At 45.2% G+C, this 26,238-nt stretch carries 25 protein-coding genes and 1 tRNA gene; 17 read left to right on the top strand and 9 right to left on the bottom strand.

The window, feature by feature from the left end; genetic code table 11:
- Positions 1–50 precede the first annotated feature (50 nt).
- Both QUB37_RS01465 and QUB37_RS01460 read left to right on the top strand, forming a co-directional pair.
- Positions 51–680 carry a response regulator transcription factor gene (locus QUB37_RS01465; protein WP_333158493.1) on the top strand — a complete coding sequence of 210 codons (630 nt, stop codon included), beginning with the start codon at positions 51–53 and terminating at the stop codon, positions 678–680.
- A gap of 140 nt (positions 681–820) precedes the next feature.
- The gene (locus QUB37_RS01460; RefSeq protein ID WP_333158397.1) at positions 821–2,983 is read left to right on the top strand and encodes a flotillin family protein; all 2,163 of its coding nucleotides are present in this window, start codon (positions 821–823) and stop codon (positions 2,981–2,983) included.
- A gap of 68 nt (positions 2,984–3,051) precedes the next feature.
- Here QUB37_RS01460 and QUB37_RS01455 read toward each other — a convergent pair whose 3' ends face one another.
- Positions 3,052–3,339, bottom strand: a complete 288-nt coding sequence (locus QUB37_RS01455) for a DUF433 domain-containing protein (RefSeq protein WP_333158395.1) — start codon at positions 3,337–3,339, stop codon at positions 3,052–3,054.
- A 120-nt stretch (positions 3,340–3,459) separates the two neighbouring features.
- On the opposite strand from QUB37_RS01455, the gene QUB37_RS01450 reads away from it, so the two are divergent.
- Together QUB37_RS01450 and QUB37_RS01445 are read left to right on the top strand one after the other, a co-directional pair.
- Positions 3,460–3,678: a hypothetical protein gene (locus QUB37_RS01450; protein WP_190734845.1), complete on the top strand. Its 219-nt coding sequence runs from the start codon at positions 3,460–3,462 to the stop codon at positions 3,676–3,678.
- Between the two features lie 2 nt (positions 3,679–3,680).
- Positions 3,681–4,016: a type II toxin-antitoxin system PemK/MazF family toxin gene (locus QUB37_RS01445; protein WP_333158393.1), complete on the top strand. Its 336-nt coding sequence runs from the start codon at positions 3,681–3,683 to the stop codon at positions 4,014–4,016.
- Between the two features lie 8 nt (positions 4,017–4,024).
- Here the strand turns inward: QUB37_RS01445 and QUB37_RS01440 are convergent, their stop codons facing one another.
- The 3 genes from QUB37_RS01440 to QUB37_RS01430 all read right to left on the bottom strand — a co-directional run bounded on the left by QUB37_RS01440 (position 4,025) and on the right by QUB37_RS01430 (position 6,478).
- Positions 4,025–4,252, bottom strand: a complete 228-nt coding sequence (locus QUB37_RS01440; RefSeq protein WP_333158391.1) for a type II toxin-antitoxin system HicB family antitoxin — start codon at positions 4,250–4,252, stop codon at positions 4,025–4,027.
- A gap of 269 nt (positions 4,253–4,521) precedes the next feature.
- Positions 4,522–5,853, bottom strand: coding sequence for a serine/threonine-protein kinase (locus QUB37_RS01435; RefSeq protein ID WP_333158389.1), 1,332 nt, complete (start codon positions 5,851–5,853; stop codon positions 4,522–4,524).
- Between the two features lie 268 nt (positions 5,854–6,121).
- Positions 6,122–6,478 (bottom strand): transcriptional regulator, encoded by a 357-nt coding sequence (locus QUB37_RS01430; protein ID WP_333158387.1) that lies wholly within the window; start codon positions 6,476–6,478, stop codon positions 6,122–6,124.
- Positions 6,479–6,602: 124 nt separating this feature from the next.
- Between QUB37_RS01430 and QUB37_RS01425 the strand changes: the two genes are divergently transcribed.
- Together QUB37_RS01425 and QUB37_RS01420 are read left to right on the top strand one after the other, a co-directional pair.
- Complete coding sequence (locus QUB37_RS01425) at positions 6,603–6,962, top strand: DUF2470 domain-containing protein (RefSeq protein ID WP_333158386.1); 360 nt, start codon at positions 6,603–6,605, stop codon at positions 6,960–6,962.
- A 189-nt stretch (positions 6,963–7,151) separates the two neighbouring features.
- A complete protein-coding gene (locus tag QUB37_RS01420) occupies positions 7,152–8,789 on the top strand; it encodes an AAA family ATPase (protein ID WP_333158384.1) in 1,638 nt (545 codons plus the stop codon).
- 140 nt (positions 8,790–8,929) lie between these two features.
- On the opposite strand, the gene QUB37_RS01415 is transcribed toward QUB37_RS01420, so the two are convergent.
- Entirely contained in the window at positions 8,930–10,006 is a 1,077-nt protein-coding gene (locus QUB37_RS01415) for a DUF3616 domain-containing protein (protein ID WP_333158382.1), read from the bottom strand.
- 380 nt (positions 10,007–10,386) lie between these two features.
- On the opposite strand from QUB37_RS01415, the gene QUB37_RS01410 reads away from it, so the two are divergent.
- Positions 10,387–11,490 (top strand): site-2 protease family protein, encoded by a 1,104-nt coding sequence (locus QUB37_RS01410; RefSeq protein ID WP_333158380.1) that lies wholly within the window; start codon positions 10,387–10,389, stop codon positions 11,488–11,490.
- Between the two features lie 295 nt (positions 11,491–11,785).
- Here the strand turns inward: QUB37_RS01410 and QUB37_RS01405 are convergent, their stop codons facing one another.
- Positions 11,786–15,451 (bottom strand): PAS domain S-box protein, encoded by a 3,666-nt coding sequence (locus QUB37_RS01405; protein ID WP_333158378.1) that lies wholly within the window; start codon positions 15,449–15,451, stop codon positions 11,786–11,788.
- 384 nt (positions 15,452–15,835) lie between these two features.
- On the opposite strand from QUB37_RS01405, the gene tnpA (QUB37_RS01400) reads away from it, so the two are divergent.
- The gene (gene tnpA, locus QUB37_RS01400; protein ID WP_333158372.1) at positions 15,836–16,234 is read left to right on the top strand and encodes an IS200/IS605 family transposase; all 399 of its coding nucleotides are present in this window, start codon (positions 15,836–15,838) and stop codon (positions 16,232–16,234) included.
- Positions 16,227–17,495 carry a transposase gene (locus tag QUB37_RS01395; protein WP_333158370.1) on the top strand — a complete coding sequence of 423 codons (1,269 nt, stop codon included), beginning with the start codon at positions 16,227–16,229 and terminating at the stop codon, positions 17,493–17,495. The genes tnpA (QUB37_RS01400) and QUB37_RS01395 overlap by 8 nt, the downstream gene beginning before the upstream one ends.
- Before the next feature lie 106 nt (positions 17,496–17,601).
- Here QUB37_RS01395 and QUB37_RS01390 read toward each other — a convergent pair whose 3' ends face one another.
- Both QUB37_RS01390 and QUB37_RS01385 read right to left on the bottom strand, forming a co-directional pair.
- Positions 17,602–17,820 (bottom strand): hypothetical protein, encoded by a 219-nt coding sequence (locus QUB37_RS01390; protein ID WP_333158376.1) that lies wholly within the window; start codon positions 17,818–17,820, stop codon positions 17,602–17,604.
- A 108-nt stretch (positions 17,821–17,928) separates the two neighbouring features.
- On the bottom strand, positions 17,929–18,318 hold the full coding sequence (locus tag QUB37_RS01385; RefSeq protein WP_015179394.1) for an AbrB family transcriptional regulator: 390 nt from the start codon (positions 18,316–18,318) through the stop codon (positions 17,929–17,931).
- A 265-nt stretch (positions 18,319–18,583) separates the two neighbouring features.
- On the opposite strand from QUB37_RS01385, the gene QUB37_RS01380 reads away from it, so the two are divergent.
- The 6 genes from QUB37_RS01380 to pyrR all read left to right on the top strand — a co-directional run bounded on the left by QUB37_RS01380 (position 18,584) and on the right by pyrR (position 23,499).
- Positions 18,584–19,027, top strand: coding sequence for an Rrf2 family transcriptional regulator (locus QUB37_RS01380; protein WP_006635345.1), 444 nt, complete (start codon positions 18,584–18,586; stop codon positions 19,025–19,027).
- A gap of 37 nt (positions 19,028–19,064) precedes the next feature.
- Positions 19,065–19,448, top strand: coding sequence for a GFA family protein (locus tag QUB37_RS01375; protein WP_333158374.1), 384 nt, complete (start codon positions 19,065–19,067; stop codon positions 19,446–19,448).
- A 362-nt stretch (positions 19,449–19,810) separates the two neighbouring features.
- On the top strand, positions 19,811–20,890 hold the full coding sequence (cbiB, locus tag QUB37_RS01370) for an adenosylcobinamide-phosphate synthase CbiB (protein WP_333158491.1): 1,080 nt from the start codon (positions 19,811–19,813) through the stop codon (positions 20,888–20,890).
- Positions 20,891–21,182: 292 nt separating this feature from the next.
- Positions 21,183–21,581 carry an IS200/IS605 family transposase gene (gene tnpA, locus QUB37_RS01365; protein WP_333158372.1) on the top strand — a complete coding sequence of 133 codons (399 nt, stop codon included), beginning with the start codon at positions 21,183–21,185 and terminating at the stop codon, positions 21,579–21,581.
- Entirely contained in the window at positions 21,574–22,842 is a 1,269-nt protein-coding gene (locus QUB37_RS01360) for a transposase (protein WP_333158370.1), read from the top strand. The genes tnpA (QUB37_RS01365) and QUB37_RS01360 overlap by 8 nt, the downstream gene beginning before the upstream one ends.
- Positions 22,843–22,965: 123 nt before the next feature.
- Positions 22,966–23,499, top strand: a complete 534-nt coding sequence (gene pyrR, locus QUB37_RS01355) for a bifunctional pyr operon transcriptional regulator/uracil phosphoribosyltransferase PyrR (RefSeq protein ID WP_333158368.1) — start codon at positions 22,966–22,968, stop codon at positions 23,497–23,499.
- A 248-nt stretch (positions 23,500–23,747) separates the two neighbouring features.
- On the opposite strand, the gene QUB37_RS01350 is transcribed toward pyrR, so the two are convergent.
- Positions 23,748–23,820: transfer RNA gene (locus QUB37_RS01350), tRNA-Ile, on the bottom strand.
- 184 nt (positions 23,821–24,004) lie between these two features.
- Between QUB37_RS01350 and QUB37_RS01345 the strand changes: the two genes are divergently transcribed.
- Both QUB37_RS01345 and QUB37_RS01340 read left to right on the top strand, forming a co-directional pair.
- Complete coding sequence (locus QUB37_RS01345) at positions 24,005–24,697, top strand: hypothetical protein (protein WP_333158366.1); 693 nt, start codon at positions 24,005–24,007, stop codon at positions 24,695–24,697.
- 89 nt (positions 24,698–24,786) lie between these two features.
- The gene (locus QUB37_RS01340) at positions 24,787–26,217 is read left to right on the top strand and encodes a hemolysin family protein (protein WP_333158364.1); all 1,431 of its coding nucleotides are present in this window, start codon (positions 24,787–24,789) and stop codon (positions 26,215–26,217) included.
- Positions 26,218–26,238: the final 21 nt, after the last annotated feature.

Below are 26,238 nucleotides of genomic sequence, written 5' to 3'. Positions count from 1 at the left end.
TTTGTAGTTAGATTTTCAGTTTTTTTTGATAAAATTAACAGGGAAACATGATTAACCAATCAGATATTATTCGCGTTTTAATTGCCGACGATCATTATATTGTGCGGCAAGGTTTAGTGGCGCTGCTGGAGCAGGAATCAGATGTTAAAGTTGTGGCGCAAGCAAGCAACGGGCAAGAAGCTGTGGCAATGTTTCGCCAACATCAGCCCGATGTAACGCTGATGGATTGGCGGATGCCGGTGATGGATGGAGTCGCCGCTATTGCTGCGATTTGTGCGGAGTTTCCCAGCGCCCGGATTGTGGTGCTGACGACTTATGACGGCGATGAAAACATCTATCGCGGATTGCAAGCTGGTGCAAAAGGCTATCTGCTGAAGGATGCGGAACCAGAGGAGCTTTTAGCAGCAATTCGGACGGTTTTTGAGGGTAAAAAGTATATTCCGCTGGCAGTGGGTGTTAAGTTAGCCGATCGCCTGAGTGGCCCTGAATTGAGCGATCGTGAATTAGAAGTCATCCGCCTCATAGTCGCTGGTAAAAGCAACCACGAGATTAGTGAAGTTTTGCACATCAGCGAAAGCACAGTCAAGTTTCACATCAACAATATTTTGAGCAAAATGGGAGTTAGCGATCGCACGCAGGCCGCGATTTCCGCATTAAAAAGAGGGATTGTCAGCCTGTAGTGTAATTATAAGCATTTTTACTAATAAATATGACTATTATGAGGGCAAATAATGATAAATAAGACCTTAAGTTTTAGGTAAAAACTTTTTAGTAAGGCTAAGCTGGAGCTCATAGGACAAATTAGCCATGCTCAAAAAAAATGCTTTATTCATTTTTGTCCAAATCTCAAGTCAAAGTCCGCGTTTTAAAACATTTAGCAGCCGCTGTTTCGGCGTCTTTAGCTCTTAGTGCAATTAGCAGTTTGAAACCCTCGCCGGTATTAGCCACTAGCAATATCCCCCCCGCAAATCAAACCTCGGCTCAGTTAGTCGCACAACCTGATTCTAGCTTGCAGCTAGGGCAGTTACGCAGCACTGTTCCCGTGCAGACAATGCAGCTCGCTCCGGGCGGATTTATCCCGATCGCGATCGGCGGTATGATAATTATTCTGGTGCTGCCGCTATTTTTTGGCGGATTGGTAGTAATTGGCGATCGCGAAGTTGGCATTGTCAGTAAAAAGTTTAGCTTCGGCGGCAAGTCTTTACCGCCCGGAGATTTAATTGCCTTAAACGGAGAAGCAGGATATCAAGCTGATACTTTGCCCCCCGGTTGGCACTGGGGTTATTGGCCTTTGCAATACAACGTTCGCAAAGAGTCTCTGACTGTAGTTCCCCAAGGTGAAATTGGTTTAATTATCGCAGCAGGTGGCCAGTCAATTCCCCCGCAGCGCATCCTCGGCAAAATCACAGAATGTGACAATTTTCAAGATGCTCGCCAATTCCTCAAAGGCGGCGGCGAAAAAGGGAGACAACTCGGCATCTTGACTGGCGGTAGCTATCGAATTAATACAGCATTATTTACAGTAATTACAGCGGCAAATGCTGCCAAACACGGGATGACATCCGAACACTTAAAGCTGTACAGAATTGCCCCTGATAAAGTGGGAATTGTCACAACTTTTGACGGCGTTCCAATTCAAGATGGCGAAATTGCCGGCCCGATTATTCCCAATCACGACAACTTCCAAAACGCGCAAAAATTTATCACCGCCAGCGGGCGGCGCGGTTTGCAGGAACAGGTTTTGCTTTCCGGTTCGTGGAACTTAAATCCTTGGTTTGTCGGGGTTGACCAAGTGGCGATGACCGAAATCCCGATCGGCTATGTCGGCGCGGTTATTTCCTATGTCGGTAAAACCTCGGAAGATGTGAGCGGCGCTGCTTTCACTCACGGAAATTTAGTAAATGTCGGCAATAAAGGCGTTTGGGTAACTCCCCTTTATCCGGGCAAACATCCGCTAAATACTCGCATTTTGAAAGTAGAGTTAGTGCCGACTACTAATATAGTATTGAATTGGTCTGGCAAAACAGAAAGGCACAGTTACGATTCTAAACTTTCGTCTTTAACCGTGCGTTCTCAAGACGGTTTCGCCTTTGATTTAGAAGTAGCTCAGATTATTCACGTCGGCGCTTTGGATGCTCCAAAAGTGATTTCTCGCGTCGGTTCGATGCAGAATTTAGTAGACCACGTTTTGCAGCCGACAATCGGGAATTATTTCCGCAATTCGGCTCAAGCTTATTCTGTATTAGATTTTCTCTCCGCAAGAAGCGGCCGACAAGCGGAAGCCGCCGAGTATATCAAAGCAGCTTTGCGTACCTATGACGTGCAGGCAATTGATACTTTGATCGGGGATATATTGCCACCGGCAGAGTTGATGCAAACTCAAACAGATCGCAAAATTGCTGAGGAACAGTGCAAGACTTATGAGGTGCAGCAATTAGCACAAACTCAGCGGCAACAATTGGTGCGGGAAACGGCGCTGGCTGAGATTCAGCAAGAGATGGTGAAATCGGAACAAGGCGTGAAGATTTCTGAGTTGAAAGCGAATTCTCAGGTGAAACAAGCTCAAGGTGAAGCTGAGTCGATTCGAGTGAAGGGAAATGCTCAAGCTGAAGCTTATCGCGCGGGTGTTGTAGCTTTGGGAGGTTCGGGTTATACGGCTTTGCAGTTAATGCAAATTATAGGCGATCGCAACGTGCGAGTTGTGCCGGATGTTGCGGTAACAGGCAACGGTAGCGGTGGCGGTTTGGTTGATGGTTTGCTGGGAATGATGTTGTGGAATCAAACGGGCAAAAATGGAGAAAATGGCGGGGAGTTGCCGGTAGTTAATTTACAGAAATCGGAACCTGCAGCCAAGTTATCAGTAGCCCAGGTGAATTCTGTTAAGCCGTCGGCATCTCGCGCTAATTCCCCTGTCGCGAATTCTGAGGCTGATATTGCTCCGCTGTTTGATGAATTGCCGTTTGACGATCGATCTTTTAGTTAGGCTGTGCAGTTTGTACGATAGAATACTCATATACCCTGACTTCTTAAATAAGTCAGGGTATCTAACGATTAACTCCCCACTTTGTGTTCATTGGCTAAGCGATCACACTCAGCTTCTTCCATCGCAATATCGCCATCAATTTGCTCTTTATTGGCGTAGTAGTAAGCTAATGCTGCATGAACTTGTGCTAAATTTAAGTGGGGAATTTCTGCAATAATTTCTTCTGATTTCATCCCCATTTTGTACCAAACTGCGATTCGTTGAACTGTTATTCTAGTGCCTGCGATACGGGGGCGATTTCCACAGGTTGCTGGTGTGGAAATGATGAGAGTGCCAATATCAGTTAAAGTTGGCATAGATGAATTTTGGGTTAAAAATTAGAATTTGAGTAGAGCATAAATTTATTAATTTTTTGAGCTATAATCAAATCAACTTGCCCTAAGTGTTCCACAAGATAAGAAGCAAGAGGATTTGCTATGTTAACTACTGTTCGAGAAGTTTACGATCGCGTTCTGTCTACCCTTTCACCAAAGGATAGACTGCGCTTGGCAACTCTTATTCTCAACGATTTGGTGCAGCAAAATCTGTCGGTTGTCGATGAAAGCGAGACTTGGACTGAGGAAGATAAACTCGATGTGACGGCATTTTCTTTGCAGTACGCGGCCACCATTTTTTCTGAAAATGAGGAGATGTAATAGTGTCTTTTAATCCTGGTGATGTGGTGACAGTTGATTTTCCGGGTGTCACTGGCATTAAACGTCGTCCGGCTGTAATTCTATCATCAGTTACCTATAACACAACCCGCCGCGATGTAATAGCTGGACTCCTGACTACACAGACAACTGCTTTAGGTGTAACTGATTATATACTCCAAGATTGGGCCGCAGCAGGTTTACGAGCCGCTTCTGTTTTTCGCAGTTTTATTGTCACTCTACCCCCATCTTCCAACTTAGTTATAATTGGTCATCTGTCGGAACGTGACTGGAAGGAGGTTCGTGCTTGCTTGAAAGTAGCTCTTGCGGATTGGGAATGATATAATTGTTACTGTTTGACTAAGAAACGTTCGATAACATACTCACATAGAGTAGTTGGTTGGGGAATGAGTAAACCATCTTTTCGCAACCCTTCTAAGTGAAATTCGATCGCTTCTTTAATTTGCTGCTGTACTTCCGCAAGGGTAGCGCCTGTGGCTGCACATCCGGGTAAATCTGGCGCATAAGCTGAATAGTTATGGGGTGTTTTTTCGATCACGATCGCATAACGCATCATTTAGTCTCGACTTTAGAGTTGATTAGGACTTACGCACTGACCAAAGAAACCGGGTTTTTACCAAATCTGCTGGCTACAACCAAAGATTTCGTAAAAAACCCGGTTTCTGAACCCCAAACAGTTTGTGTTGGCTAATTGCTATCACCCGAATTTCGCGAGTCTGTTGTTTGAAGAGTAAACCCCCGCGTAGCAGGTAATGAAATGACCAAAAGCCGATAACTTCGTAGAAAAAGGTTAGAGAAAAAAGACTTGACAAAGGGCTGAAATCGCTATAGATTACAGCTTACAGCTCTCGATGCGAGAGAAGCTCTCGATGCGAGAGAACCACCACCACACCACCCGCCCCAACCCAACGACCGCCGGGCCCCACCCGCCGCCGGGAGGTGGCCGGTAGGTGCTTGCTTATTATTAAAGGTTAGGTTACTGTATTCCAACCACTGTCCTTCTTTTCGCCAACCCACACGATCGCCTAGCTTGCATTCAGTGTCATAATCAACTTTACCACCAACTTCCAACCAGATTTTTTTCTGGACGCTAAAGCCAAAACGACCCTGACTGCATTTTACCCACAACTGGTCGATCGTCCGCAAATCATCGCAAGGAAAATTCTCGATCGATTCCCTATTAAAATAGCCTTCCTTCTCCCGTCTTGCAGCTTTTAACATCACCTTGAGTGTTTTCCCATCCGCTGCTTCCCACTTTTCCGCTGCCAATAAATCCCGCAGGTGAGTATAGTCAACTCCCCGCGCCGATTTAAGCTGTACCGAAACACCGGCAACCGTTGACGGAATCGGTTCCCGGAGATAATTCAACCACTCTTTCATCGACTGCGGCCGATGTTGCGGAGCGGATGCCATGCCTTTTTCTATAGCTAAATTCACCCAATCCTTCACCCCAAAATCTTTAGCAGGTTTCAACGCTTCATTTCTAAAATGCCGATTGAGAGAAGCTGTTGGCACTTTTCCAGTTACCGCATAATATAAAGATGCAGCTAAAGCATAAATATCAACCGTTGGTTTACCGCTACCTTCGATATGCTGTTCCCAAGGAGCAAAAGCAGGGTTATGAGGATGTCGGCTACTAATAATACTTGGCATTAATTCACTTGCAAGACCAAAATCAATTAATACCGCTTGCCCGTTCGGACGCAACATGATATTACCTGGATGAGCATCTCGATGGACAATTCCGGCTTGGTGAACATCACTTAATGCTTCTCCAATTTGGCGGATAATTGCCACTGCTTCCGTATCCGGGAGTCGCCCCTGTTGCTGTACGGCATTAAATAAACTTTGCCCGACGATTAAATCCATTACCAAACAGTGAAGGCCTTTTTCCTCAAACAAATCGCTAATACGGACAATTCCAGGATGCGCGTTTTGGCAAAATTTGGCTAAGATTTGCCCTTCGCGGATAAATCTGCGAACAAAGTTGGCGTATTCCGGGTCATTTTGCAAACTCAGATTCGGTGTTTTGAGGACAACTTGATAGTTAAGTTGCAAGTGTGTGGCCTTGTAAGTCATGCCAAATCCCCCCATTCCCAGGATGGTGTCAATGCGGAGAGGGCGAGTTCTCAGAATTTGTCCGGGTGTCCACAGCATGGCAGGTTGTTTAAATTCTATTTAGTTGCTAATTATGATAAACTGTCTCGCCTTTAAAAAGCAATGAAAAGGAAGCATTCTCAGGATTTACGCACTCCGATTCAAGAAACCGGGTTTTTAGAGAATCTCTCGGTGACAATGCGTATTATCGTAAAAACCCGGTTTATGGACTAAAGTCCTTACTACAAACAAAAATCTCGTTTTAAATTCAAGCAGTTGTTTTGACTGGATGCAGCGGAAAGAAAACAGCCGGCGAGACGCGGAAAAACTAGGCAACTTTTTGGATGTGTTCCGTTGTAAGTTGACGCTTTTCATTGAGGATATCTGAGACAATAGACTCGGTTTTAAAAATAGGAACTAGGTCTTTTTGTCTGAGTTCAAATTCTTCTATTAAAGCCTTTAACAGTTCGACTCCGTAAATGTCAGGTATAGGTTCTAAAGTTTGTTCGTACTCATAAACAAGGGTTCCCAGTACGTTGAGGTAGTCGCGTTCGTCGGGAGTCAGTTCGTCTTTATCCAACAAAGAGTCGATCGCTTCTTGAGTTGCCATTAACTCCTCCTCAGCAGTTATGGGTCGCGGCGGAAATGTTTTGAGTAGTTCGATATAAGCGCTAGAGTTTTTCATGTGATTAGGAAATATTAAGAAAGTAATATTTTATCATTTTAGTTGAATTATGGGATTTTTTTAACCGCAGATGGACGCAGATTAACGCGGATATAATTTAGTTATTTATCTTTCATAACTCTTGATGCAATTCATCGCGGTTGAAAACTTTGTACCGATCGCAGTACAATCGATCGATATTGCATCTGAGGAATCTCCCATGTCAGAACAGTTTTCCACTGAGATTAGCGATCGCATCTGCACTCACATGAACGAAGACCACGCTAGCGCTGTCGTGCTATATGCTCAAGCATTTGGTGACCAACCGCAGGCAACAGAAGCTCAAATGCTCGCTATTGATGCTAACGGCATGGATTTAACAGCTAAAGTCAACGACGAAACAGTGCCCGTTAGAGTTAAATTCGATCGCACTTTAAAAGACGCCGAAGATGCTCACCACACTCTCATTGAAATGGTGAAACAAGCTCGAAAAGTTGCTAAGTAGCCAACTGGTCACTATTCTGTTATAATTTTAACGTTCGCAGTACAGACTTTAGTCCGGCTAAATAGTTGTTAAGGAGTCAAGTCCTTACTACAAGCCTTAACTCCGGTTAAGTCCTTTTTAATGGCTAAAGTCCTGACTGCAAACCAAATATTTAATAAAGTTGAATATACATCTAAGATATGAAATAGAATGACAGAAAATTACCCCCAATCCAAAGAATTAGATGCCATCAATGGCGGTAAAAATAACCATTTTGAGGCACTGGTAAAGCGACTAGATTTGATGATTCGCGCCCGCTATTCGCTGCTGTACATTGTCGGCGCGGAGGAGGAACCGGTCGAAGCCGTAATTGCCCAAGTAGCGCTGCAAGTAACTCCCGCGCGCCGGGTATTGCGGTGGGATCTTGTGCGCGGCTGGGAGGATAACGGTTCTGGGAAAGGTTCGGTAATGGCGGCGCTCGATCGCGTCAGCAAAACTGCAGTTGAAGAATATACAATATTTGTACTGCGGGATTTGCACCCAATTTTGAAATATCCATACAGCGAAAAAAGCGCGGCGGTAGTGCGAGAATTGCGAAATTTAACGCGAGAATTAAAGCGCAGCAAAAAAACTATAGTTCTTACTTCTCACACGCTGGAATTACCGGAGGAATTGAAAGAAGAAGTAACAGTAATTGATTTTCCTTTGCCCAACGTCCAAGAAATCGACAGTTTAATTTCCCACGTTGTGGAAAAGCCGCAACAGTTGCAAGTTAGCGGTTTAGCAAGGGAACAGTTGGTTAAAGCTTGTCAGGGTTTGAGTCGCGCTAGAATCGGGCGGGTTTTGGCTAAAGCTTTGGCCGCCAAACAGCAAATTAACGAGTCAGATATTGACGGAGTTTTGGAGGAAAAACAGCAAGCAATTCGCCAAACGGGCATTTTGGAGTTTTTTAACTCCAGAGAATCCCTAAAAAGTGTTGGCGGCTTGGAGAATTTGAAACAGTGGGTAAAGATGCGGCAAGATGCTTTTACTGATGAAGCGCGTCGCTACGGCATACCGAATCCCAAAGGAGTTTTGTTAGTAGGAATTCAAGGCACTGGCAAATCTTTATCTGCGAAAACAATAGCCTCAGAATGGCGTTTGCCTCTGTTGCGGTTGGATACGGGGAGATTGTTTGGTGGCGTGGTCGGGGAAAGCGAAAGTCGGGTTAGACAAATGATACAATTAGTTGAGGCGATCGCACCTTGTGTTTTGTGGATCGATGAAATAGATAAAGCCTTCGGCAACATTATCAGCGGTGGCGACGGCGATTCGGGAACTTCGCGCCGGGTATTCGGCAGTTTGATTACTTGGATGCAGGAAAAAACCAGTCCGGTGTTTATTGTTGCAACTGCAAATAACGTCAGGATTTTGCCGGCCGAGTTGCTGAGAAAGGGCCGATTTGATGAAATTTTCTTTTTGAATTTGCCCTCAGAATCGGAAAGGCAAGATATCTTTAAAGTGCATTTGCAGCGACTGCGGCCGACTAGATTGCGCGAGTTTGATTTAGAAGTTTTGGCGAAGCGCGCTGAGAATTTTAGCGGTGCAGAAATCGAGCAAGTTGTAATAGATGGATTGTATCGAGCCTTTGGCACTTTTGTCAACGGACAGCGCCGGGATTTGATGACCGAGGATATTTTGAGGTCGATCGAGGATACAGTACCTTTAGCTGCGATCGCGCGATCGCAAATTGAAGATTTGAAGCGGTGGGCGGCGGAAGCGGGTGCGAGAACAGCTTCTAACGATACTCACTTAATTGATGAATTGAAACGCTACAGCCAGGGGCGAAGGGATGCGATAGACAATTAACCCCACTTGTATGGTGCGTCAGTTAAGGTCGAATTAATTCTCCCAAAAATCCCATCTGACGCACCTTCCTAATCGCATGGTGCATCAGTTCATGGGTGATTAATTATCCCCAATATCTCCCGTTATGACGCAGCATACTACTACAAACCCAACCTAAAAACATCAGCCAGGATAGAATTTTTTTCAATTATTCTCCCCGCATCCGGCGAATCGTAAACCACTAACAGCGAATTCTGCCCGTCCAAATAGGGAAACAGGCTCAATCCCTCAGCATTGTCCGTACCAACCTTAAAAGGCAAGTCGAACAATACCTCCAAATCTCCACCATCTTGTCCACTAATACTGTCGCCCGATCGCCCTAAAATTCCCTTCAACCGAAAAACCCTTGTCGCCCCAGATAAAGTCATCGTCGGCCCGGCTAAAACAATCAAATCTTCCCCATTCCAGCACAATTCTCGCACCCCCAAACCGTTTAAATCAAGAAAATGTTTGTTGTACAATTTCCCTCCTTTCCCAATTTCCTTAAGCCTTAAAACTCCCGGTTCTGCCTCTTCAACTTCTATTTCTAAAATTATCGCCCAACCCCGCAGCACCGGCCCCCGCAAACCGAGCAAAATGCGATCGCCCCGCACCGCCAACCCTTCAATATCAAAGCCATTTTCTTTACTCGGAATCGGCACAGATAAATACAAGCCGAGGTGGCTGTCCTCTTTGAGCGCCTCTGTCAGCAAATTGCCTGTTTCTGTCCGCTGCAGACATCCCGCTTTAAGTTTGGTTTCGGGATTGTTTGAAGGGGAAATTGACTCGCACAAAATCCCGTCTTTCATAGGAATGCGCGCCAGCAAATAGCGGTTGACCTCAGTCTCGATTTGTGCTAATTTTTCAATATCTTTGTCGGCGTCTTTGCCTTTAGTTTTTTTGCGTTTTGTGCTGTGAGAACCCACCAGCCACAGATAATCGCTGCTGAAATCCATTCCTTCGATATCGATTTCGCATTTTCCAGGTAGATCGATAAAATCTGCGATCGCAAATCTTTGATGTTCTCCAAAAATATGAGGCGCCACAAGCGACAAACGCTCGATCGCAGTCGTTTCATCGGAACCCAGCCACAAATGACCATCGGGAGTTAAAGCGACAGCGGATAAGTCTGTAATGACATCAGCGACTTCGCTGTTGAATTGCAGCAGCAGCCGGCCGAGCAAAAAGGATTCTGGCATAATTATTAGCACCAAAACTATTCTTAGGGTAAGTTATTATAGCTAAAGTCGGTTGAAACTGAGCTCTTGCTACAGGTGTAATAGTCCGCCGGCAATAAATTCTCCGTCTCAAAGCTTGCATTCGGTTAAAACCGGCTGAAAATTAAAACAGAAAACTAAAACAGATATCTTCCTCAAGCCTCATAGCAAAAACTTCCGTTTTGAGATAAGAATATTTAACCCCTAGCGGGCAAAACCGCAGTCGGCGGTAATTATTCAGCAAACCGAACCTCCACAGACGGATAACACCCTAATTGAAGCATTAACATCCTCGTTACGTTTCGTTACGATAAGGAGACAGAGAGAAAAACCTCTCATTCGTAAAATCAGAGGTAGCCATTATGAACGGTACATTTCGCGTCGGCAACCTGTTTGGGATTCCCTTCTTTGTCAACGCATCTTGGTTTTTAGTTCTGGGTTTAGTAACCTGGCAGTACGGCGGCGCATTAGCTGCCCTGTTTCCCACATTGGGCCCCGTAGCGCCCTGGATGCTGGGATTATTCACAGCGTTACTGTTATTTGCTTCCGTCTTAGCCCACGAATTAGGACACAGTTGGGTAGCCATTAAACAGGGAATTGGCGTGAAATCGATTTCGCTATTTCTGTTTGGCGGACTGGCTAATTTAGAAAGAGAATCTAAAACCCCAGCCGAAGCATTTTGGGTAGCAATTGCAGGCCCGTTGGTCAGCTTATTGTTATCCGGTTTGTTAACAGCCATCGGCATCGGTGCTGGTCTCACAGGCCCTGCAGCCGCAATCGTCGGACTTTTAGCTTCCATCAACTTAGTTCTAGCCTTATTTAACTTAATTCCCGGTTTGCCCCTCGACGGCGGCAACATCCTCAAAGCAATTGTCTGGAAAATTACTGGCAACCCTTACAAAGGTGTAATTTTTGCTAGTCGCGTTGGTCAAATAATTGGTTGGATTGCCATTGCTACAGGCGTATTCGGCAATATTTGGAATCTAGTAATCGGTTGGTTCTTACTGCAAAATGCCGGTCAATCTGCACAATATGCCACAGTCCAAAATAAACTAGCAGGATTGACAGCCGCAGATGCTGTTACCCCCGAAAGTCCGATCGTCTCCCAAGACTTGTCCCTCAGAGAATTTGCCAACAACTACGTGATCGGTAGCACTCAAACCTGGCGCAGATTCCTGGCAACAGATGATGCCGGACAATTGGTAGGGGCGATCGACCTTGATGACCTCAAAACCATTCCTACCGGACGCTGGCCCGAAGTTTTAGTGAAAGAACTCCTGAAGCCGATCGAATTTTCCACAACAGTCAAACCAGAATTATCCCTCCTCGAAGTCGTCACCCTTCTGGAACAACTCAAAGTACAAGAACTCCCCGTCATTCGTGAAAACGGTGTCCTCGTCGGACTTGTAGAAAAAGCTGAAATTGCCCGCCTGCTACAAAGACGAGCCGAAGCGAACCCTGCTTAATATCCTCAGATACTTGACAAATAACATTTAACCCCCTCGATTTCCCCTTACCAAAAGGGCGATCGGGGGGGTTAACTCTAGCTTGAAAAAAGTCAATTCAAACACTCAATTATTAGCAGCAAATCAAGCATGATAATTATCAGAGTGTATAGACCTTTGAGCGAGGATTTTATGCCATCCCAGGACTATTGTGGCAGCAGCTAAAATAACTGTTCGGGGAGCATCTCGGCCGAGATGCTCCCTACAGCAACTTTATAGGTAAGGTAGGCTTCGGCGCACTCGAAAGCTCAGCCCCCTATCGCTCAATTTCAGCAATCAAATCTAGTATTTTTTGATAATCAAAATTATATAGATGATTCATCAGGACTTCCGCAAAAATATCATTATCGCTGCCGATTTCCTCAATACTTGTGGCAATCAAGTCGAAGTCAGCCTCACGAACTGCCTGTTTTAGATTCCTCGTCCATTCTGGGGAAACTTTTGGCTTGGAGTCCAGCGTAAATATTGCAGCACTATCAGATATTTTTTCTTGTAGCATACTTGAACTCTGCGATAAATCATTGACTTCAACATATTTATTAATGACTTCACCAGCACCCGCTGCGGTAACAACTTGAATATCAAACTTGAAGACAGTCCCTTGTCCCACTTCGCTCTCGACGGTAATGTCGCCGCCCATTAATCTTATGAACTCGCGGCTGATGTTTAATCCTAAACCCGTACCTGTTTGAACTTTTTTTTCTGATGAAGTTTGCACCAATAATTCAAATAAGCTTTTTAATTGTTCCGGGGAAATGCCAACTCCTGTATCTGCTATTTCAAAACCAATAAAAATACTTTTTTGAGGTTCTTCAACATTTAAAGATTTGTTTTTTGTAGGCTCAAATATTCCTTCTTGCTTGGAGCATACTGTGACTAACACTGAACCAGACCGGGTAAATTTAACCGCATTATCTAATAGATTAATCAGCACTTGTCGCAACTTAAGATTATCAGTTTGCACGTATTGGGGAACATCGGAAGAGCAGTCAATAATTAATTGCAATCCTTTATTACTCGCCGGAATTTGAAACATATTTTCCACGTCCCCCAGCAAGCGGTACAAGTCAAAAATTTTGGCGTTGAGTGTCATGCGCCCAGCTTCAATTTTAGATAAGTCTAAGACTTGATTGATCAGTTGGAGCAGGTGTTCTCCGCTGCGGCGAATAATTTTGATATTTTCTTTTTCGGGCAAAGTTAAATTAGCGCTGGGTTCCATTAATTGAGCGAAGCCGAGAATGGCGTTGAGGGGGGTTCGCAATTCGTGGCTCATGTTGGCGAGAAAGAGGCTTTTAGTTTTGTTGGCAGCTTCTGCGGCTTCTTTGGCTTGTTGGAGTTCTTGTTCTGCTTGTTTGCGATCGCTCGTATCAATAATTATGCCGTGCCAGACAATATCTCCATTTTCGCGCAATTCGGGTCGAGAATAACCTTGCAGCCATTTGAGTTTTCCCGATCGTGTCACAATCCGCCACTCGTGGGAAAATGGTTCGAGATTAGTCGCACTTTTGACAGTTGCCTCGAAGTGACTGGAGCGATCGTCCGGGTGTATTTGTTCGGAGAGTAAAGCAGAGTTGTTCTGGATTTCCTCCGGCTCTAATTCTTGAATTTCTCGGCAAAGAGGACTGATATATTCCATCTTGACTGAGCCGTCGGGATGCTGCACGAATATGTAAAGTTCTCCGGGAACAGTGTTCGCTAATTTGTGAAACAGAGCTTCGCTTTTTTGCAAGGCTAATTGTGCTTGTTTCCGCTCGCCAATATCAATCCCAAATCCAAACAAGAAATCCAGGCTGCCACCTTCGTCGATCACCGGTGTGCCGTGCCACTCGACTAACAAAGTCCGATCGTCCGAAGTGAGAATGCGATGTTCGTTAACCGTTTGCTCTCGCGCTGTTACGCCCGTAAAAATTGAATGTAATCCGGCTCGATCGCTTGGGGGTACAAATGTAGCTAAGTAATCTTTGCCTGCAACTTCTGTGGCAGTATAGCCCACCGCTTCCAACATACTGTTATTCGCCAGCAGGATTTTACCCTCAGAGTCGATCGCCACAAAAAAAATCGGGGAATTTTCGATAATCTTTAAGTTAAAGTCACGCTCTTGACGGATAATTTTTTCAGCTTGCTTGCGCTCCTCAATTTCGAGCTGTAAGCGGGCATTGATCGAGGCTAGCTCGATCGTGCGATCGACTACTTCAATTTCCAGAGTACGGTTGTAGTCAGCCAATATTTGCTCTGCCTGTTTGCGAGCTGTAATATCTTTAAAAACAGTAAGAACATAAAGGATATTCCCCGCACTGTCAAACACCGGCACCGCTCGCACTTGCAAACGAATATTTTTCCCATCTCGGCGAATATCCATATCTTCAGCAATCACCTCCAAGCCACTCAACGCTCGCACAAACGGCATTTGCTCGACCGGGTATAGTTGATTACTGCCTGCTATATAAATTTGATAAGCTTGTGGTAGCTCTTGTGCGGTAGCATCGGGCATTTCTCCCCTACCCAATATCTGCTCACCCGCCGAATTCATGAAAATAACTGCGCCGCGCGGATTCATCGCCGAGACTCCAACAGGCAAATTTTCTACCAGCTTGGCAAATTTTTCTTCACTTTCTGCCAAAGCTTGAAAAGACTGTTTCAGTTGAGCTGCCATCTCGTTGAAAGACTGCGCTAATTCGCCGACTTCCTCAAGCCTACTGACAGCAACAGGGCGATCGAATTCTCTGGCGGCAATATCTTTAGCTGCTTCGTTGAGCCGCAGCAGTGGCAGCGTTACCCACCTCGCTGTCAGCACTCCAGCAATTGTCGATAGCAGCAGCGCCGCCCCACAAAGTAAAATTGTAGTGCGCGTATTTTTGTTAATTTGGCCCATGAAATCGGATTCGGGAACTGCGATCGCAATCAGCCAGTTCAAACCGTAAACATCAGAAAAAGGCAGCACTTCCACAAAATATTCCTTCCCGTCTCGGCTAAATTGCAGTTGCTGCCGCTTCTTAATGTCGCCAAAGCCCCCGAAGTGTTCGTATAAATATTTAGCTGCGATGCGAATGACAGGAGTTTTGCTGTCTAAAATATTCAGCCGCTGCAGTTGCGGGTTTCCCGACATCTTTCTAAAGGGTGATTCTTGACTCGAACTGGCAACCAGCAAGCCCGATCGTTCGATCGCGAAAATTTGTCCCGTTTTGCTAAGCTTAATGCGATGCAGATATTGCTCAAGCTCCGAAAGCGAAAAGTCTACGCCACAAACTCCCAGCAATTTACCATTTCGATCGCGAATCGGTTGGCTGCCAGCAATAAAAACAGTCCCAGGAGTAAAACCCGGATAAATGCTCGTCCAAATAGGTTTATTAGCTGCGACAGCTTCTTTGTACCAGGGGCGGAGACGGGCATCGTAGGTTCTGGGTTCTGCCTTTAATTTAGCGGTGCGAGTGCCTAGGCTGTCTGTAGCGTAGTAAATGCTGTGAAAGTTGCTAGACTTGTTCGCCGCGACAATTTGCAAGCTGTTATCCCTGGGGTTGCGCCAAATTCCGAGATATTCTCCTGATTTTTCCGCACCGAGGGAAATCCACTGAATGCTTTTAAACGATCGCATTTGCTGCCAGAGGAACTTCTCTCCCCGAGGCTGCGGCTTTTCTAACTGTAAGTTTAATTCACCGCGCTCGATCGCTTCAGCGTTAAGTTGATTTACCCACTGGGTAGGTTCGAGAAAAGAAATCAGCTTTTCTTCAACTCTCTTTCCCGTCTCCGCGATCAATTTCTCGGCGAGCTCTTCAACTGCTTTGTCTCCGTTGCGAAAGGACAGATACCCGACAATCCCAACTACGGCGACGATTTGCAGCACAAAAGAGGCTACTAGAAGGCGACGCAGGGAGATTTTTGTTTGGTGTTGAGAAGTTTTACTCGCGAATCGGGGCAACGGCATAGGCTGATGACTAATTGCTCCCTAACACTTTAACTGTTCCCGCCTGTAATTTCACTTAGGGGCGATCGGGGTGTTTCCTTGCCCTCAAAACCCCTCCCACACAGACACAAATCAGAAGCAAGCACGAGACTTATACAATTTTAGATTTTAGATTTTAGATTAAATAATTGGGGATGAATGAGGAAGCTCGTGCTTTGGAGTTTGCCGACAGTTGCATTTTTTTAAACTGGTATTACGCACTCTTGGCTGACCGAAGAACGAGACGCAAGCCCCTGGCTTTAGACACGGGGACAAGTCGGCAGCGGTTTCAACCGCCTTCAGTATTTAACAAATCTTAATGCCAGATTAATAGAGTTATGCAGGTTCATCCTGTATAACTCTATTATGAGCGTTAATTACAAATCAAACAAAAATGTTGTTTACTCGTGTAAATACCATATTGTGTGGTGTCCGAAATATCGCCGGAAGGTTTTAATTGAAGGTGTTGATACTCGACTCAAAGAAATATTGCTAAAGACGGCGATTGAGTTTGGTAGTGAATTAATTGAAATGGAAGTAATGCCAGATCACGTTCACCTTTTGATCGAGTGCGATCCTCAGTTTGGAATTGCCAAACTGATTCGGTACATGAAGGGGCGCTCTTCTCGGTATCTTCGTCAAGAATTCCCTTGGCTAAAAAGTCGATTACCAACCTTATGGACAAATAGCTACTTTATTGCGACTGTTGGCGGTGCGCCTATTTCAGTAATCAAGCAGTACATTGAGAATCAAAAAAATGTCTAGTTATGGATGCCAGCAGAATTTAATTAGTCCAAATCGAGAGTTAAGAAGCGTTCTAGAGTTTGTATGCGAAGAGTCGAACAAGCTAGCCAACTGCGGAACTTACTATTCTCGGCAGTTGTATTTTAAAACCGGGAGAATTCCCAGTAAGTATGACTTGCACAAATTATTCAAGGAAAATCTTCATTTCAAAGCACTGTATTCTCATGTCGCTCAACAAACGTTGACCAGTGTTGCGGAATCTTTTAAGTCGTACATTGGACTGTTGAAAGGAATTAAAAGTGGCACAGTAACGCCACGCCCCAAACTACCGAAATACCGCAAAAACAGCCTAAAACTCGTGGCATTCCCAAAGGCAGACGTAAAACTCAAGAATGGGCAATTGAGGTTCCCATTAGGCGGTAAGGTTAAACTGTGGTTTGGAATTAGTGAATTTTATTTACCAATGCCATCCAACCTGGACTACAAGGTAATTAGAGAAATTCGTATTTTGCCAAGAAATGGGCAATTCTATGTCGAATTTGTCTACCAACTTCAGCCAGCAATGGTCGAACTAAATGTCAAGAAAGCTCTGGGTATCGATCCAGGGTTGAATAATTGGTTAACTTGTGTTTCCAATGTGGGAACAAGTTTTATCGTAGATGGACGGCATCTGAAATCATTAAATCAATGGTATAACAAGCGAGTTGCAGCGATTAAAGAGCATAGCTCTCAAGGCTTTTGGTCTAGGAGATTGGCGCATATTACAGAAAAGCGAAACAGGCAGGTCAGAGATGCCGTTAACAAAACAGCTAGATTAGTATTGAATCATTGCCTTGAGAACCAAATAGGTACGGTCGTTTTTGGCTGGAACAAGGGGATGCGCCAAGCAATAAATCTTGGTAACAAAACGAATCAAAACTTTGTACAAATTCCTACCGCTCGATTGAAGGATAGGATTTCTCAACTTGGTGAACAGTACGGTATTCAATTTGTTGAAACCGAAGAAAGCTATACAAGTAAGGCGAGTTTTCTAGATTCAGATGAGCTGCCTAAGTTCGGTGAAAAACCTGAAGGGTGGAAAGAATCTGGAAAGCGAGTTAATCGTGGATTGTATCGTTCAAAAGATGGAAGCAAAATTAATGCAGACGGCAATGGCGCTGCAAATATTTTGCGAAAAGTAGCGGCAACTTTAGGGCTATGCCTAAGAGGAGTCAGTAGGGGCGCTTTGATTTCGCCTTTGAAAGTTCGCATCTGGACTCTTCAAGAATCCCCGTCCCTTTAGGGCTGGGGAGTATCAAAATACCTCCACCATTTTCTTGCTTTGTTCGGTTTCGTAGCTCAACCTACCCTGCTTCTTGCCTGGAACCTCGACCATCGAAACTCAACATTCATCCGTTAAATCCGCTATACAATCCCTTGGTGAACATCCATGCGTTACATCCGTTAAATCCCGTACACAATCTGCTGCAGAACTTCTCTTCAACAGCTACGCGGAAAATCCCCCGCTTGTCCAAACGGATATAGCGAGGGGCGAGAATAGGTATTCTCGCAAAATATAAAGTGGTGGCAGTGGCTTTTGTCGAGCCATTGCCATCTATAGAAGCCATAGTGTTTTAGGCTCACAGAAAGATTTCAGAGCCAATTCTCTGCTCGCAGTCAATGCTTGAAGTCAAACCAACCTGTTCAAGCAAGAAGTCAAAGCAAGTCGTAAAAGCCTAGGATTCTTCTTCTTCGCGATCGATTTGGCGCAGGTGAATGTGCTTGCGTCCCAGAGAGATTTCAAATTCATCTCCCGGCTGGAGTTCCATCTGTTTGGTGTAGGCAGCTCCAATCAGTAAGTTGCCGTTAGATTGAACGCTAATCCGATAGCTGGCAGAGCGTCCGCCGCGTCCATTGCCGTTTTGCTTCCCGTCTAGCTGAATGCCTTCTGCATCAATCAGCGCATTCAGGAATTTCATCATGTTGACCCGTTCTACGCCGTTCTTGGTAACGGTGTAGTAGCCACAGGCTCTAGCTTTTTCTTCCTTGGTAAGGTTCTCTAGGTCTTTGACCTTTTTGATCAGATCTTCGCCTTCAAGGGGTTCGATATTTTTCTTTTTAGCCATTTACTGAGTCCTGAAATATTCAACTGGTGTACGGATTTTTTCTCGGTTGGTTTTTGGTTTGACCAAGAAACTTTAGCTTTATAGCTGGTCGTAAAACCATATTACACCGATCAGCTCAATTGTTAACCACTATTATCTAAATATTTTTAACAACCTGCAGTCTTTCTTGAGGAGTAGCTGCAGCCGGTGCGAGCAATCTCTAAACTCGGTAGCATAAGCTATCAGCTATCAGCTAGCTGAATATTTGCCCCGCTCTTAAAATCCCATGAAGTTAACCACACGCGGACACTACAGTGTCAAAGCATTACTGGATCTAAGTTTGCAACCTCGCTTTGGCCCGACATCGGTGAAATCGATAGCGAAGCGACAGGAGTTACCTGCTCCGTATCTAGAAAAATTGCTGATTGAAATGCGACGAGCCGGTTTAGTCCAATCTGTTCGGGGTTCCCAAGGAGGATATCAATTAGCCCGCCAGCCAGCTCAAATCTCTTTAGGACAAATCTTAGAGGCTGTAGGTGAAACTATTGAACCTTTACCTCGACATTTTCCCGACGCGACGCAAGCAGAGGACTGGGTAACATTCAGTTTGTGGAACCGATTGCACAAAAAACTTGCCGAAGCGCTGTACAGTATTTCCCTCGAAGACTTATACTATGATGTCCGCAGTTGGCAAGCGGCTCTTGGGGAAGAAACTAGCTTTATCATTTAAATGGTAAGTTCATTCATTCGATCGGCAGCAAGCACACATGGACGCAACACTTGTTACTTACTTTGGTGGCTGTCACTGCGGAGCTGTCCGCTTCCGTGTCGCCGTTGATAAACACGAAGCATCTGATTGCAACTGCTCTATCTGTCAAAAGAAGGGATTTTTGCACCTCATTGTGCCACCGGAACGTTTTACCTTGCTCAGTGGCGAAGATGTTTTGACAACCTATACATTTAATACAGGAACTGCTCAACATACTTTCTGCCGAATTTGCGGCATTCACTCGTTCTATCGCCCCCGATCGCATCCCGATCATTTCGATGTCAACGTCCGCTGTCTTGACGACTATGCCATCGAACACTTTCAGATCCTACCCTTTGACGGTGTTAATTGGGAGGAGAACGTACACTTGCTTCGCGACTAAAGTAATCTCAGCATTTATAGCAACCACGCCTGATGATGATGAGGTTTTGAATTGCTCAAACCCTTGCCTTTATTGCTTCTTCCTTCTTCCTTCTACTATAAAATCGCCGCTCAAAAAATCAAAGTCCGCAAGGGTAGCAGGAGTTGAAATCTGCTCTCTGGGGCGATGGCTCCTGCTCTGACAATCAAGGAAGATGGTTCGGGCCCCCGGATTCATCCGTGGAGCGAGAAAAAAGCTCCTCGCTCCCCATCGCAAGCCCCCGGATTGATCGGTGGGGTCGCTTTCTTCAATTCTTTAATCTAAAATCTAAAATCTAAAATCTAAAATCGATTGACGGACTATCAAGTTTGACACAACATATAATGATGCCGGATGAATTTCCTGTTTTGATTTTAGCTGCGGTGTTGGATTATTCGATCGGCGATCCTTGGGGTTGGCCACATCCCGTGCAGGCGATGGGTTGGGCGATCGACCGCTATACTAGACTTGTCTTTAATATATGGAATAATCCCGCAGGCAAAATGCCTCCCGCTGGCGATCGTCCCGCTGGCGACCGGCACAAACTGCTGCTACGATGTGCTGGTACAATACTAGCGATCGGGCTGATTGTAGGCAGTTATACTGTCAGTTGGTCGATCGTCCAAGCTGCTAGTTGGGTGCATCCTCTTTTAGGTATTGCCATACAGACCATTTTGCTGGCAAGCTGTTTTGCCGGTCGCAGTTTGAGGGCGGCAGCAGAGGATGTGCTAGCACCTTTAAATGTTGGAGATTTAGTCAAGGCACGAGAAAGGTTGAGCCTTTACGTCGGCCGGGATACCGAAAACTTATCCGAGCCAGAAATTCTGCGAGCATTGTTAGAAACTGTAACAGAGAATGCAGTCGATGGCGTGACAGCACCGCTATTTTATGCCTTACTTGGGTTCGCTCTGCCGCATCTATTATTAAGTGTTACCGCTGCCCCGATCGATCCTAACTCGATGTGGGCGAGTGCTATAGTCCCCTTGACGATCTCTTACAAAGCAGCCAGCACATTAGATTCTACGATCGGCTACAAAGAAGCGCCATACACTGATTTAGGATGGTTTAGCGCCAAACTAGAAGACGTGCTGACGTGGATTCCTTGCCGGCTAACAGTGATTACTTTAGCCGTTATATCTGGCAAACCGATTTACATTTGGCAGATTTGTCAGAGAGATGCTGTTAAAGATGCCAGTCCCAATTCCGGTTGGAGCGAGTGCGTTTACGCGGCCATCTTGGGAGTGCAACTAGGAGGTACTAATTCCTATCGCGGAGTTCTCAAACACAAACCACTGTTAGGTGAGCCGGTTCACCCTATCACAGCGCCGCTAATTTGCCAAGCATTGCAATTAACTCGGTATTGCTTTCTGATTTGGTTGGGACTATCATTGCTTTTTTATACGTTATTATGTTTGATCCCCTAACTGATGACCTCAGCCGAACAGTCCAGGAGGCATAAATAACTTATTTCTGTGATTGTTCGTCCTCGGCTAAGCAATCGCAGCATCTGCTTTTCATCCGTTCGGGGTAAGTCCTGCAGAAGACAGAGATCCGCCACCTACAGCAGCAAAAAAAGTTTTGACCGAAGAACGAGACGCAAGCCCCTGGCTTTAGACACGGGGACAAGTCGGCAGCGGTTTCAACCGCCTTCAGTATTTAACAAATCTTAATGCCAGATTAATAGAGTTATGCAGGTTCATCCTGTATAACTCTATTATGAGCGTTAATTACAAATCAAACAAAAATGTTGTTTACTCGTGTAAATACCATATTGTGTGGTGTCCGAAATATCGCCGGAAGGTTTTAATTGAAGGTGTTGATACTCGACTCAAAGAAATATTGCTAAAGACGGCGATTGAGTTTGGTAGTGAATTAATTGAAATGGAAGTAATGCCAGATCACGTTCACCTTTTGATCGAGTGCGATCCTCAGTTTGGAATTGCCAAACTGATTCGGTACATGAAGGGGCGCTCTTCTCGGTATCTTCGTCAAGAATTCCCTTGGCTAAAAAGTCGATTACCAACCTTATGGACAAATAGCTACTTTATTGCGACTGTTGGCGGTGCGCCTATTTCAGTAATCAAGCAGTACATTGAGAATCAAAAAAATGTCTAGTTATGGATGCCAGCAGAATTTAATTAGTCCAAATCGAGAGTTAAGAAGCGTTCTAGAGTTTGTATGCGAAGAGTCGAACAAGCTAGCCAACTGCGGAACTTACTATTCTCGGCAGTTGTATTTTAAAACCGGGAGAATTCCCAGTAAGTATGACTTGCACAAATTATTCAAGGAAAATCTTCATTTCAAAGCACTGTATTCTCATGTCGCTCAACAAACGTTGACCAGTGTTGCGGAATCTTTTAAGTCGTACATTGGACTGTTGAAAGGAATTAAAAGTGGCACAGTAACGCCACGCCCCAAACTACCGAAATACCGCAAAAACAGCCTAAAACTCGTGGCATTCCCAAAGGCAGACGTAAAACTCAAGAATGGGCAATTGAGGTTCCCATTAGGCGGTAAGGTTAAACTGTGGTTTGGAATTAGTGAATTTTATTTACCAATGCCATCCAACCTGGACTACAAGGTAATTAGAGAAATTCGTATTTTGCCAAGAAATGGGCAATTCTATGTCGAATTTGTCTACCAACTTCAGCCAGCAATGGTCGAACTAAATGTCAAGAAAGCTCTGGGTATCGATCCAGGGTTGAATAATTGGTTAACTTGTGTTTCCAATGTGGGAACAAGTTTTATCGTAGATGGACGGCATCTGAAATCATTAAATCAATGGTATAACAAGCGAGTTGCAGCGATTAAAGAGCATAGCTCTCAAGGCTTTTGGTCTAGGAGATTGGCGCATATTACAGAAAAGCGAAACAGGCAGGTCAGAGATGCCGTTAACAAAACAGCTAGATTAGTATTGAATCATTGCCTTGAGAACCAAATAGGTACGGTCGTTTTTGGCTGGAACAAGGGGATGCGCCAAGCAATAAATCTTGGTAACAAAACGAATCAAAACTTTGTACAAATTCCTACCGCTCGATTGAAGGATAGGATTTCTCAACTTGGTGAACAGTACGGTATTCAATTTGTTGAAACCGAAGAAAGCTATACAAGTAAGGCGAGTTTTCTAGATTCAGATGAGCTGCCTAAGTTCGGTGAAAAACCTGAAGGGTGGAAAGAATCTGGAAAGCGAGTTAATCGTGGATTGTATCGTTCAAAAGATGGAAGCAAAATTAATGCAGACGGCAATGGCGCTGCAAATATTTTGCGAAAAGTAGCGGCAACTTTAGGGCTATGCCTAAGAGGAGTCAGTAGGGGCGCTTTGATTTCGCCTTTGAAAGTTCGCATCTGGACTCTTCAAGAATCCCCGTCCCTTTAGGGCTGGGGAGTATCAATTGAGTTCAAACCCCCAGATTCATCTGTCAAGTCAATCTCAAATCTCAAATCTCAAATCTCAAATTGTTCGATATGCCAACAGCCAACAATTAGCTCGCAGCAACCCATGACTAAAATTATCCAAATTTTATCCCCTAATGAAGTGAGGCGCACTCTCACCCGCGTCGCTTCCCAGATTGTCGAAAAATCAGGGAATCCCTCGGATTTAGTGCTGTTGGGCATTCATAGTAGAGGAGTGCCTTTAGCTCAAATTTTGGCAGATCAAATTGAAGTTCTCGAACAAGTCAAAGTACCCGTGGGCGCTTTGGATATTACCTTTTACCGAGATGACTTGGATCGAGTTGCGATGCGGACACCGGCTAAAACAGAAATTCCTTTCGATTTGACGGGCAAAACCGTGGTGTTGGTAGATGACGTTATATATAAAGGCAGAACGAGTCGAGCGGCTTTGAATGCGGTAAACGATTACGGGCGGCCGGAGAAAATTTGGTTAGCGGTATTAGTTGATCGCGGCCACCGAGAAGTACCGATTCAGCCGGATTTTACGGGTAAAAAGTTGCCGACTGCAAAGGAAGAACAAGTTAAGGTTTACGTTCAAGAACTCGATGGGCGCGACGGAGTGGAGTTAATTAAAGGATAATACGATTTTAGATTTTAGATTGGGCACAAATGACTGTTAAACAAAGTCCAGCTAAATAAACTAAGTAGGGTGCGCTGTAAGTAGCGCGTCAAACCACTTTTTGCGTCCATCACTGAGCAAAATACTTCGTTTCCGCCCGCTGACAACGTAAAAAACCCGATTTCTACCAGAATAGGGGCTTTTGGGTAAGCAAGCCTCTAGGAAGAAACGCGGTTTTTCGCGCGAGGAGCGTCCTATGTTCTTAAAAATCGGCAGTGCAGGAGTTGAACCTGCCTGGGGCGAATTATGAGTTCGCTGCCTAAACCGCTCGGCCAACTGCCGTTAAATCAATTTCTTTGATCTAACTCAAAATGAATTATAACATAATTTCTCAGTCCGTGCTAGAACTAGAGAACAAAAATCAAAATCTTTAGATCTGCTGAGTCTCGATCGCCTGTTAGCCAATGTGCTGGAGCCGATCGACCGGACAAAGCAGTTTCTAGGACTCGGCATAAACTTATAGGCAATGGCAGTGAATTCGACAGTAGTGCTGACTCTAATTCTGCTCGCTCTGATGTTTGGAGCAGGCGTGACGAGTTCTGTTTGGGGATTTACTATAGGTCGCGAAGCCTTGCAAGGAACGACTCAACCCGATATTCGCCCCAGCAACAATGCTGGCAGCGGCAAGCAGGGAACTCAGGCTAGCAAAGACCAAGTGAGCATTTTGAAAGAAAAAGACATTCTCACAACCGTCAAAGCACGGGTAGAAGGTCGCGATCCAGAAAAAACAACGGCCGGGGCAAATACTAAAACAGAGAAGGCAAGCTCTAAACCAGCCGCGGCCAAAAAATCGGCTGCACAAAATGCCAGCGCCAAGTTTCCCCGGAACAGTCGCGACGGGGGAATAACTCTGGAAGTAAGCGCGGCCAGTCAGCGCAACAATTCCATGCTGCTAGACGTGAGCATGAAAAATGAAGGCTCCCAAGCTGTGAGGTTTCTCTACAGTTTCTTGAACGTCACTGACGATCGTGGTCGGGCCCTAAGCGCGACTGCCGAGGACTTGCCGTCGGAACTGCCCCCCAACGGGCAGGTGTTTTACGGTACGGTGAGTATTCCCACAGCTTTGCTGGAAAATGCTAAGGAAGTTTCGCTGACGCTGACAGATTATCCAGGTCAAAAACTTCAGTTGCAAATATCTGGCATTCCAGTGGCGAAGTAAAATAAAAGAAGACCAAACCTGCAGACTGATTCTCAGGTTTGATCGAGAAAGTTTTTTTATGGAGCATTGTGTCACTTTTAGGGGCGAGAGTGCAGGAGATATCTGATTTACCCGCGATGAGTTTGACAGAGGTGCTGTCGCGGTTGCTGTCAGTGCTGTTGCTGATTGCGATTAATGCTTTTTTTGTGGCGGCTGAGTTTTCGATGGTGACGGTACGCCGATCGCGCATCAATCAGTTAGTGGACGCTGGCGACGTTGCAGCTTTAACTGTGCAATCTTTGCAGCACAGTATTGAGCGATTGCTCTCAACAATGCAGTTGGGAATCACTCTTTCTAGTTTAGCTCTCGGCTGGATTGGGGAAAGTACGATCGCCGTGCTAGTGAGAATGTCGATCGGCTATTTGCCGCTGCCAATTTACATCAAGTCGGCGATCGCCCATTCTTTTAGCATACCAATAGTAACTTTTTTGTTGCTAGCTTACCTGCAAATCGTACTGGGCGAACTCTTTCCCAAATCTGTAGCCTTACTGTATTCCGAACAACTAGCCAGAAGTTTAGGGCCTCCGAGTTTATTGATTGCCCGTTTGTTCAAACCCTTTGTGTCGTTTCTCAATCAATCTACTCGATCGCTCTTGCGGTTTGCGGGCATCGAATACGATCTAAGGCATCGGCCGGTTACGCCGGAAGAACTGCAATTAATTATAGCTACTTCCAGCGAATCCAGCGGCTTGGAAGCAGAAAAGCGAGAATTGCTCAACAACGTGTTTGAATTTGGCGAAGTTTGGGTAGAAGAAGTGATGGTGCCGAGGCCTAGCATTGTCGCACTTCCCAAGACGGCCACCTTTCAAAATTTGCTCGACGAAATGGCGATTTCTCACCATTCCCGCTATCCCGTGACGGGAGATTCTTTAGACGACATTATCGGCATTATTGGCTTCAAACAACTTGCGAAACCCCTAGCTGAAGGTTTGCTATCTCCCGACACGCCAATTGTAACTTGGATGCGTTCGGTGAGGTTTGTGCCGGAGATGATGGTGCTGGGAGAATTGCTGCCTTTGATGCAGAGTTCGTCGGAAGAAATTGCGATCGTTGTCGATGAATTTGGCGGCATTTCGGGATTGGTGACGCTGAGGGATTTGATAGCCGAAATTATCGGCCGCAGCTACGAGTCGCCCGACAGCAAAGAAATTGCTTTGCAAGTATTGGACGATCGCACTTTTTTGGTGCAAGCGCAGTTAAATTTAGATGATGTGAATCAAATATTGAATTTGGATTTGCCCGTAACTGACGAATATCAGACAATTGGAGGTTTTCTGAGTTATCAGTTGCAAAGAATGCCGGCTGTGGGGGAAGTTTGGCGCGGCGAAAACGTGGAACTTACGGTTGTTTCTGTGTCCGGGCCGCGGTTGGATCAACTTCAAATTCACTTGTTGGAAGGGGCGACGGGCGATCGCACTTTAGGTGCAGTTGCAGCAGCCGACGGGCAAGTTGTGAGGAAAGGCGAAAGAATAGCGGGTTGAAAGGTGTGGCGAAATTTTCGA

Source organism: Microcoleus sp. AT3-A2 (genome assembly GCF_036705685.1).
GTDB lineage: Bacteria > Cyanobacteriota > Cyanobacteriia > Cyanobacteriales > Microcoleaceae > Microcoleus.
Note: the sequence above shows the minus strand (reverse complement) of the source record. Positions and strands in the feature narration are given on the sequence as shown.

What these genes read in the sequence shown, in the direction of transcription:
- QUB37_RS01460 (WP_333158397.1), top strand. Translation starts at nt 821, where the DNA reads ATGCTTTATTCATTTTTGTCCAAATCTCAAGTCAAAGTCCGCGTTTTA.
- QUB37_RS01455 (WP_333158395.1), bottom strand. Translation starts at nt 3,339, where the DNA reads ATGCCAACTTTAACTGATATTGGCACTCTCATCATTTCCACACCAGCA.
- QUB37_RS01450 (WP_190734845.1), top strand. Translation starts at nt 3,460, where the DNA reads ATGTTAACTACTGTTCGAGAAGTTTACGATCGCGTTCTGTCTACCCTT.
- QUB37_RS01440 (WP_333158391.1), bottom strand. Translation starts at nt 4,252, where the DNA reads ATGATGCGTTATGCGATCGTGATCGAAAAAACACCCCATAACTATTCA.
- QUB37_RS01435 (WP_333158389.1), bottom strand. Translation starts at nt 5,853, where the DNA reads ATGCTGTGGACACCCGGACAAATTCTGAGAACTCGCCCTCTCCGCATT.
- QUB37_RS01430 (WP_333158387.1), bottom strand. Translation starts at nt 6,478, where the DNA reads ATGAAAAACTCTAGCGCTTATATCGAACTACTCAAAACATTTCCGCCG.
- QUB37_RS01425 (WP_333158386.1), top strand. Translation starts at nt 6,603, where the DNA reads ATGCAATTCATCGCGGTTGAAAACTTTGTACCGATCGCAGTACAATCG.
- QUB37_RS01420 (WP_333158384.1), top strand. Translation starts at nt 7,152, where the DNA reads ATGACAGAAAATTACCCCCAATCCAAAGAATTAGATGCCATCAATGGC.
- QUB37_RS01415 (WP_333158382.1), bottom strand. Translation starts at nt 10,006, where the DNA reads ATGCCAGAATCCTTTTTGCTCGGCCGGCTGCTGCTGCAATTCAACAGC.
- QUB37_RS01410 (WP_333158380.1), top strand. Translation starts at nt 10,387, where the DNA reads ATGAACGGTACATTTCGCGTCGGCAACCTGTTTGGGATTCCCTTCTTT.
- QUB37_RS01405 (WP_333158378.1), bottom strand. Translation starts at nt 15,451, where the DNA reads ATGCCGTTGCCCCGATTCGCGAGTAAAACTTCTCAACACCAAACAAAA.
- tnpA (WP_333158372.1), top strand. Translation starts at nt 15,836, where the DNA reads ATGAGCGTTAATTACAAATCAAACAAAAATGTTGTTTACTCGTGTAAA.
- QUB37_RS01395 (WP_333158370.1), top strand. Translation starts at nt 16,227, where the DNA reads ATGTCTAGTTATGGATGCCAGCAGAATTTAATTAGTCCAAATCGAGAG.
- QUB37_RS01390 (WP_333158376.1), bottom strand. Translation starts at nt 17,820, where the DNA reads ATGGCTTCTATAGATGGCAATGGCTCGACAAAAGCCACTGCCACCACT.
- QUB37_RS01385 (WP_015179394.1), bottom strand. Translation starts at nt 18,318, where the DNA reads ATGGCTAAAAAGAAAAATATCGAACCCCTTGAAGGCGAAGATCTGATC.
- QUB37_RS01380 (WP_006635345.1), top strand. Translation starts at nt 18,584, where the DNA reads ATGAAGTTAACCACACGCGGACACTACAGTGTCAAAGCATTACTGGAT.
- QUB37_RS01375 (WP_333158374.1), top strand. Translation starts at nt 19,065, where the DNA reads ATGGACGCAACACTTGTTACTTACTTTGGTGGCTGTCACTGCGGAGCT.
- cbiB (WP_333158491.1), top strand. Translation starts at nt 19,811, where the DNA reads ATGATGCCGGATGAATTTCCTGTTTTGATTTTAGCTGCGGTGTTGGAT.
- tnpA (WP_333158372.1), top strand. Translation starts at nt 21,183, where the DNA reads ATGAGCGTTAATTACAAATCAAACAAAAATGTTGTTTACTCGTGTAAA.
- QUB37_RS01360 (WP_333158370.1), top strand. Translation starts at nt 21,574, where the DNA reads ATGTCTAGTTATGGATGCCAGCAGAATTTAATTAGTCCAAATCGAGAG.
- pyrR (WP_333158368.1), top strand. Translation starts at nt 22,966, where the DNA reads ATGACTAAAATTATCCAAATTTTATCCCCTAATGAAGTGAGGCGCACT.
- QUB37_RS01345 (WP_333158366.1), top strand. Translation starts at nt 24,005, where the DNA reads ATGGCAGTGAATTCGACAGTAGTGCTGACTCTAATTCTGCTCGCTCTG.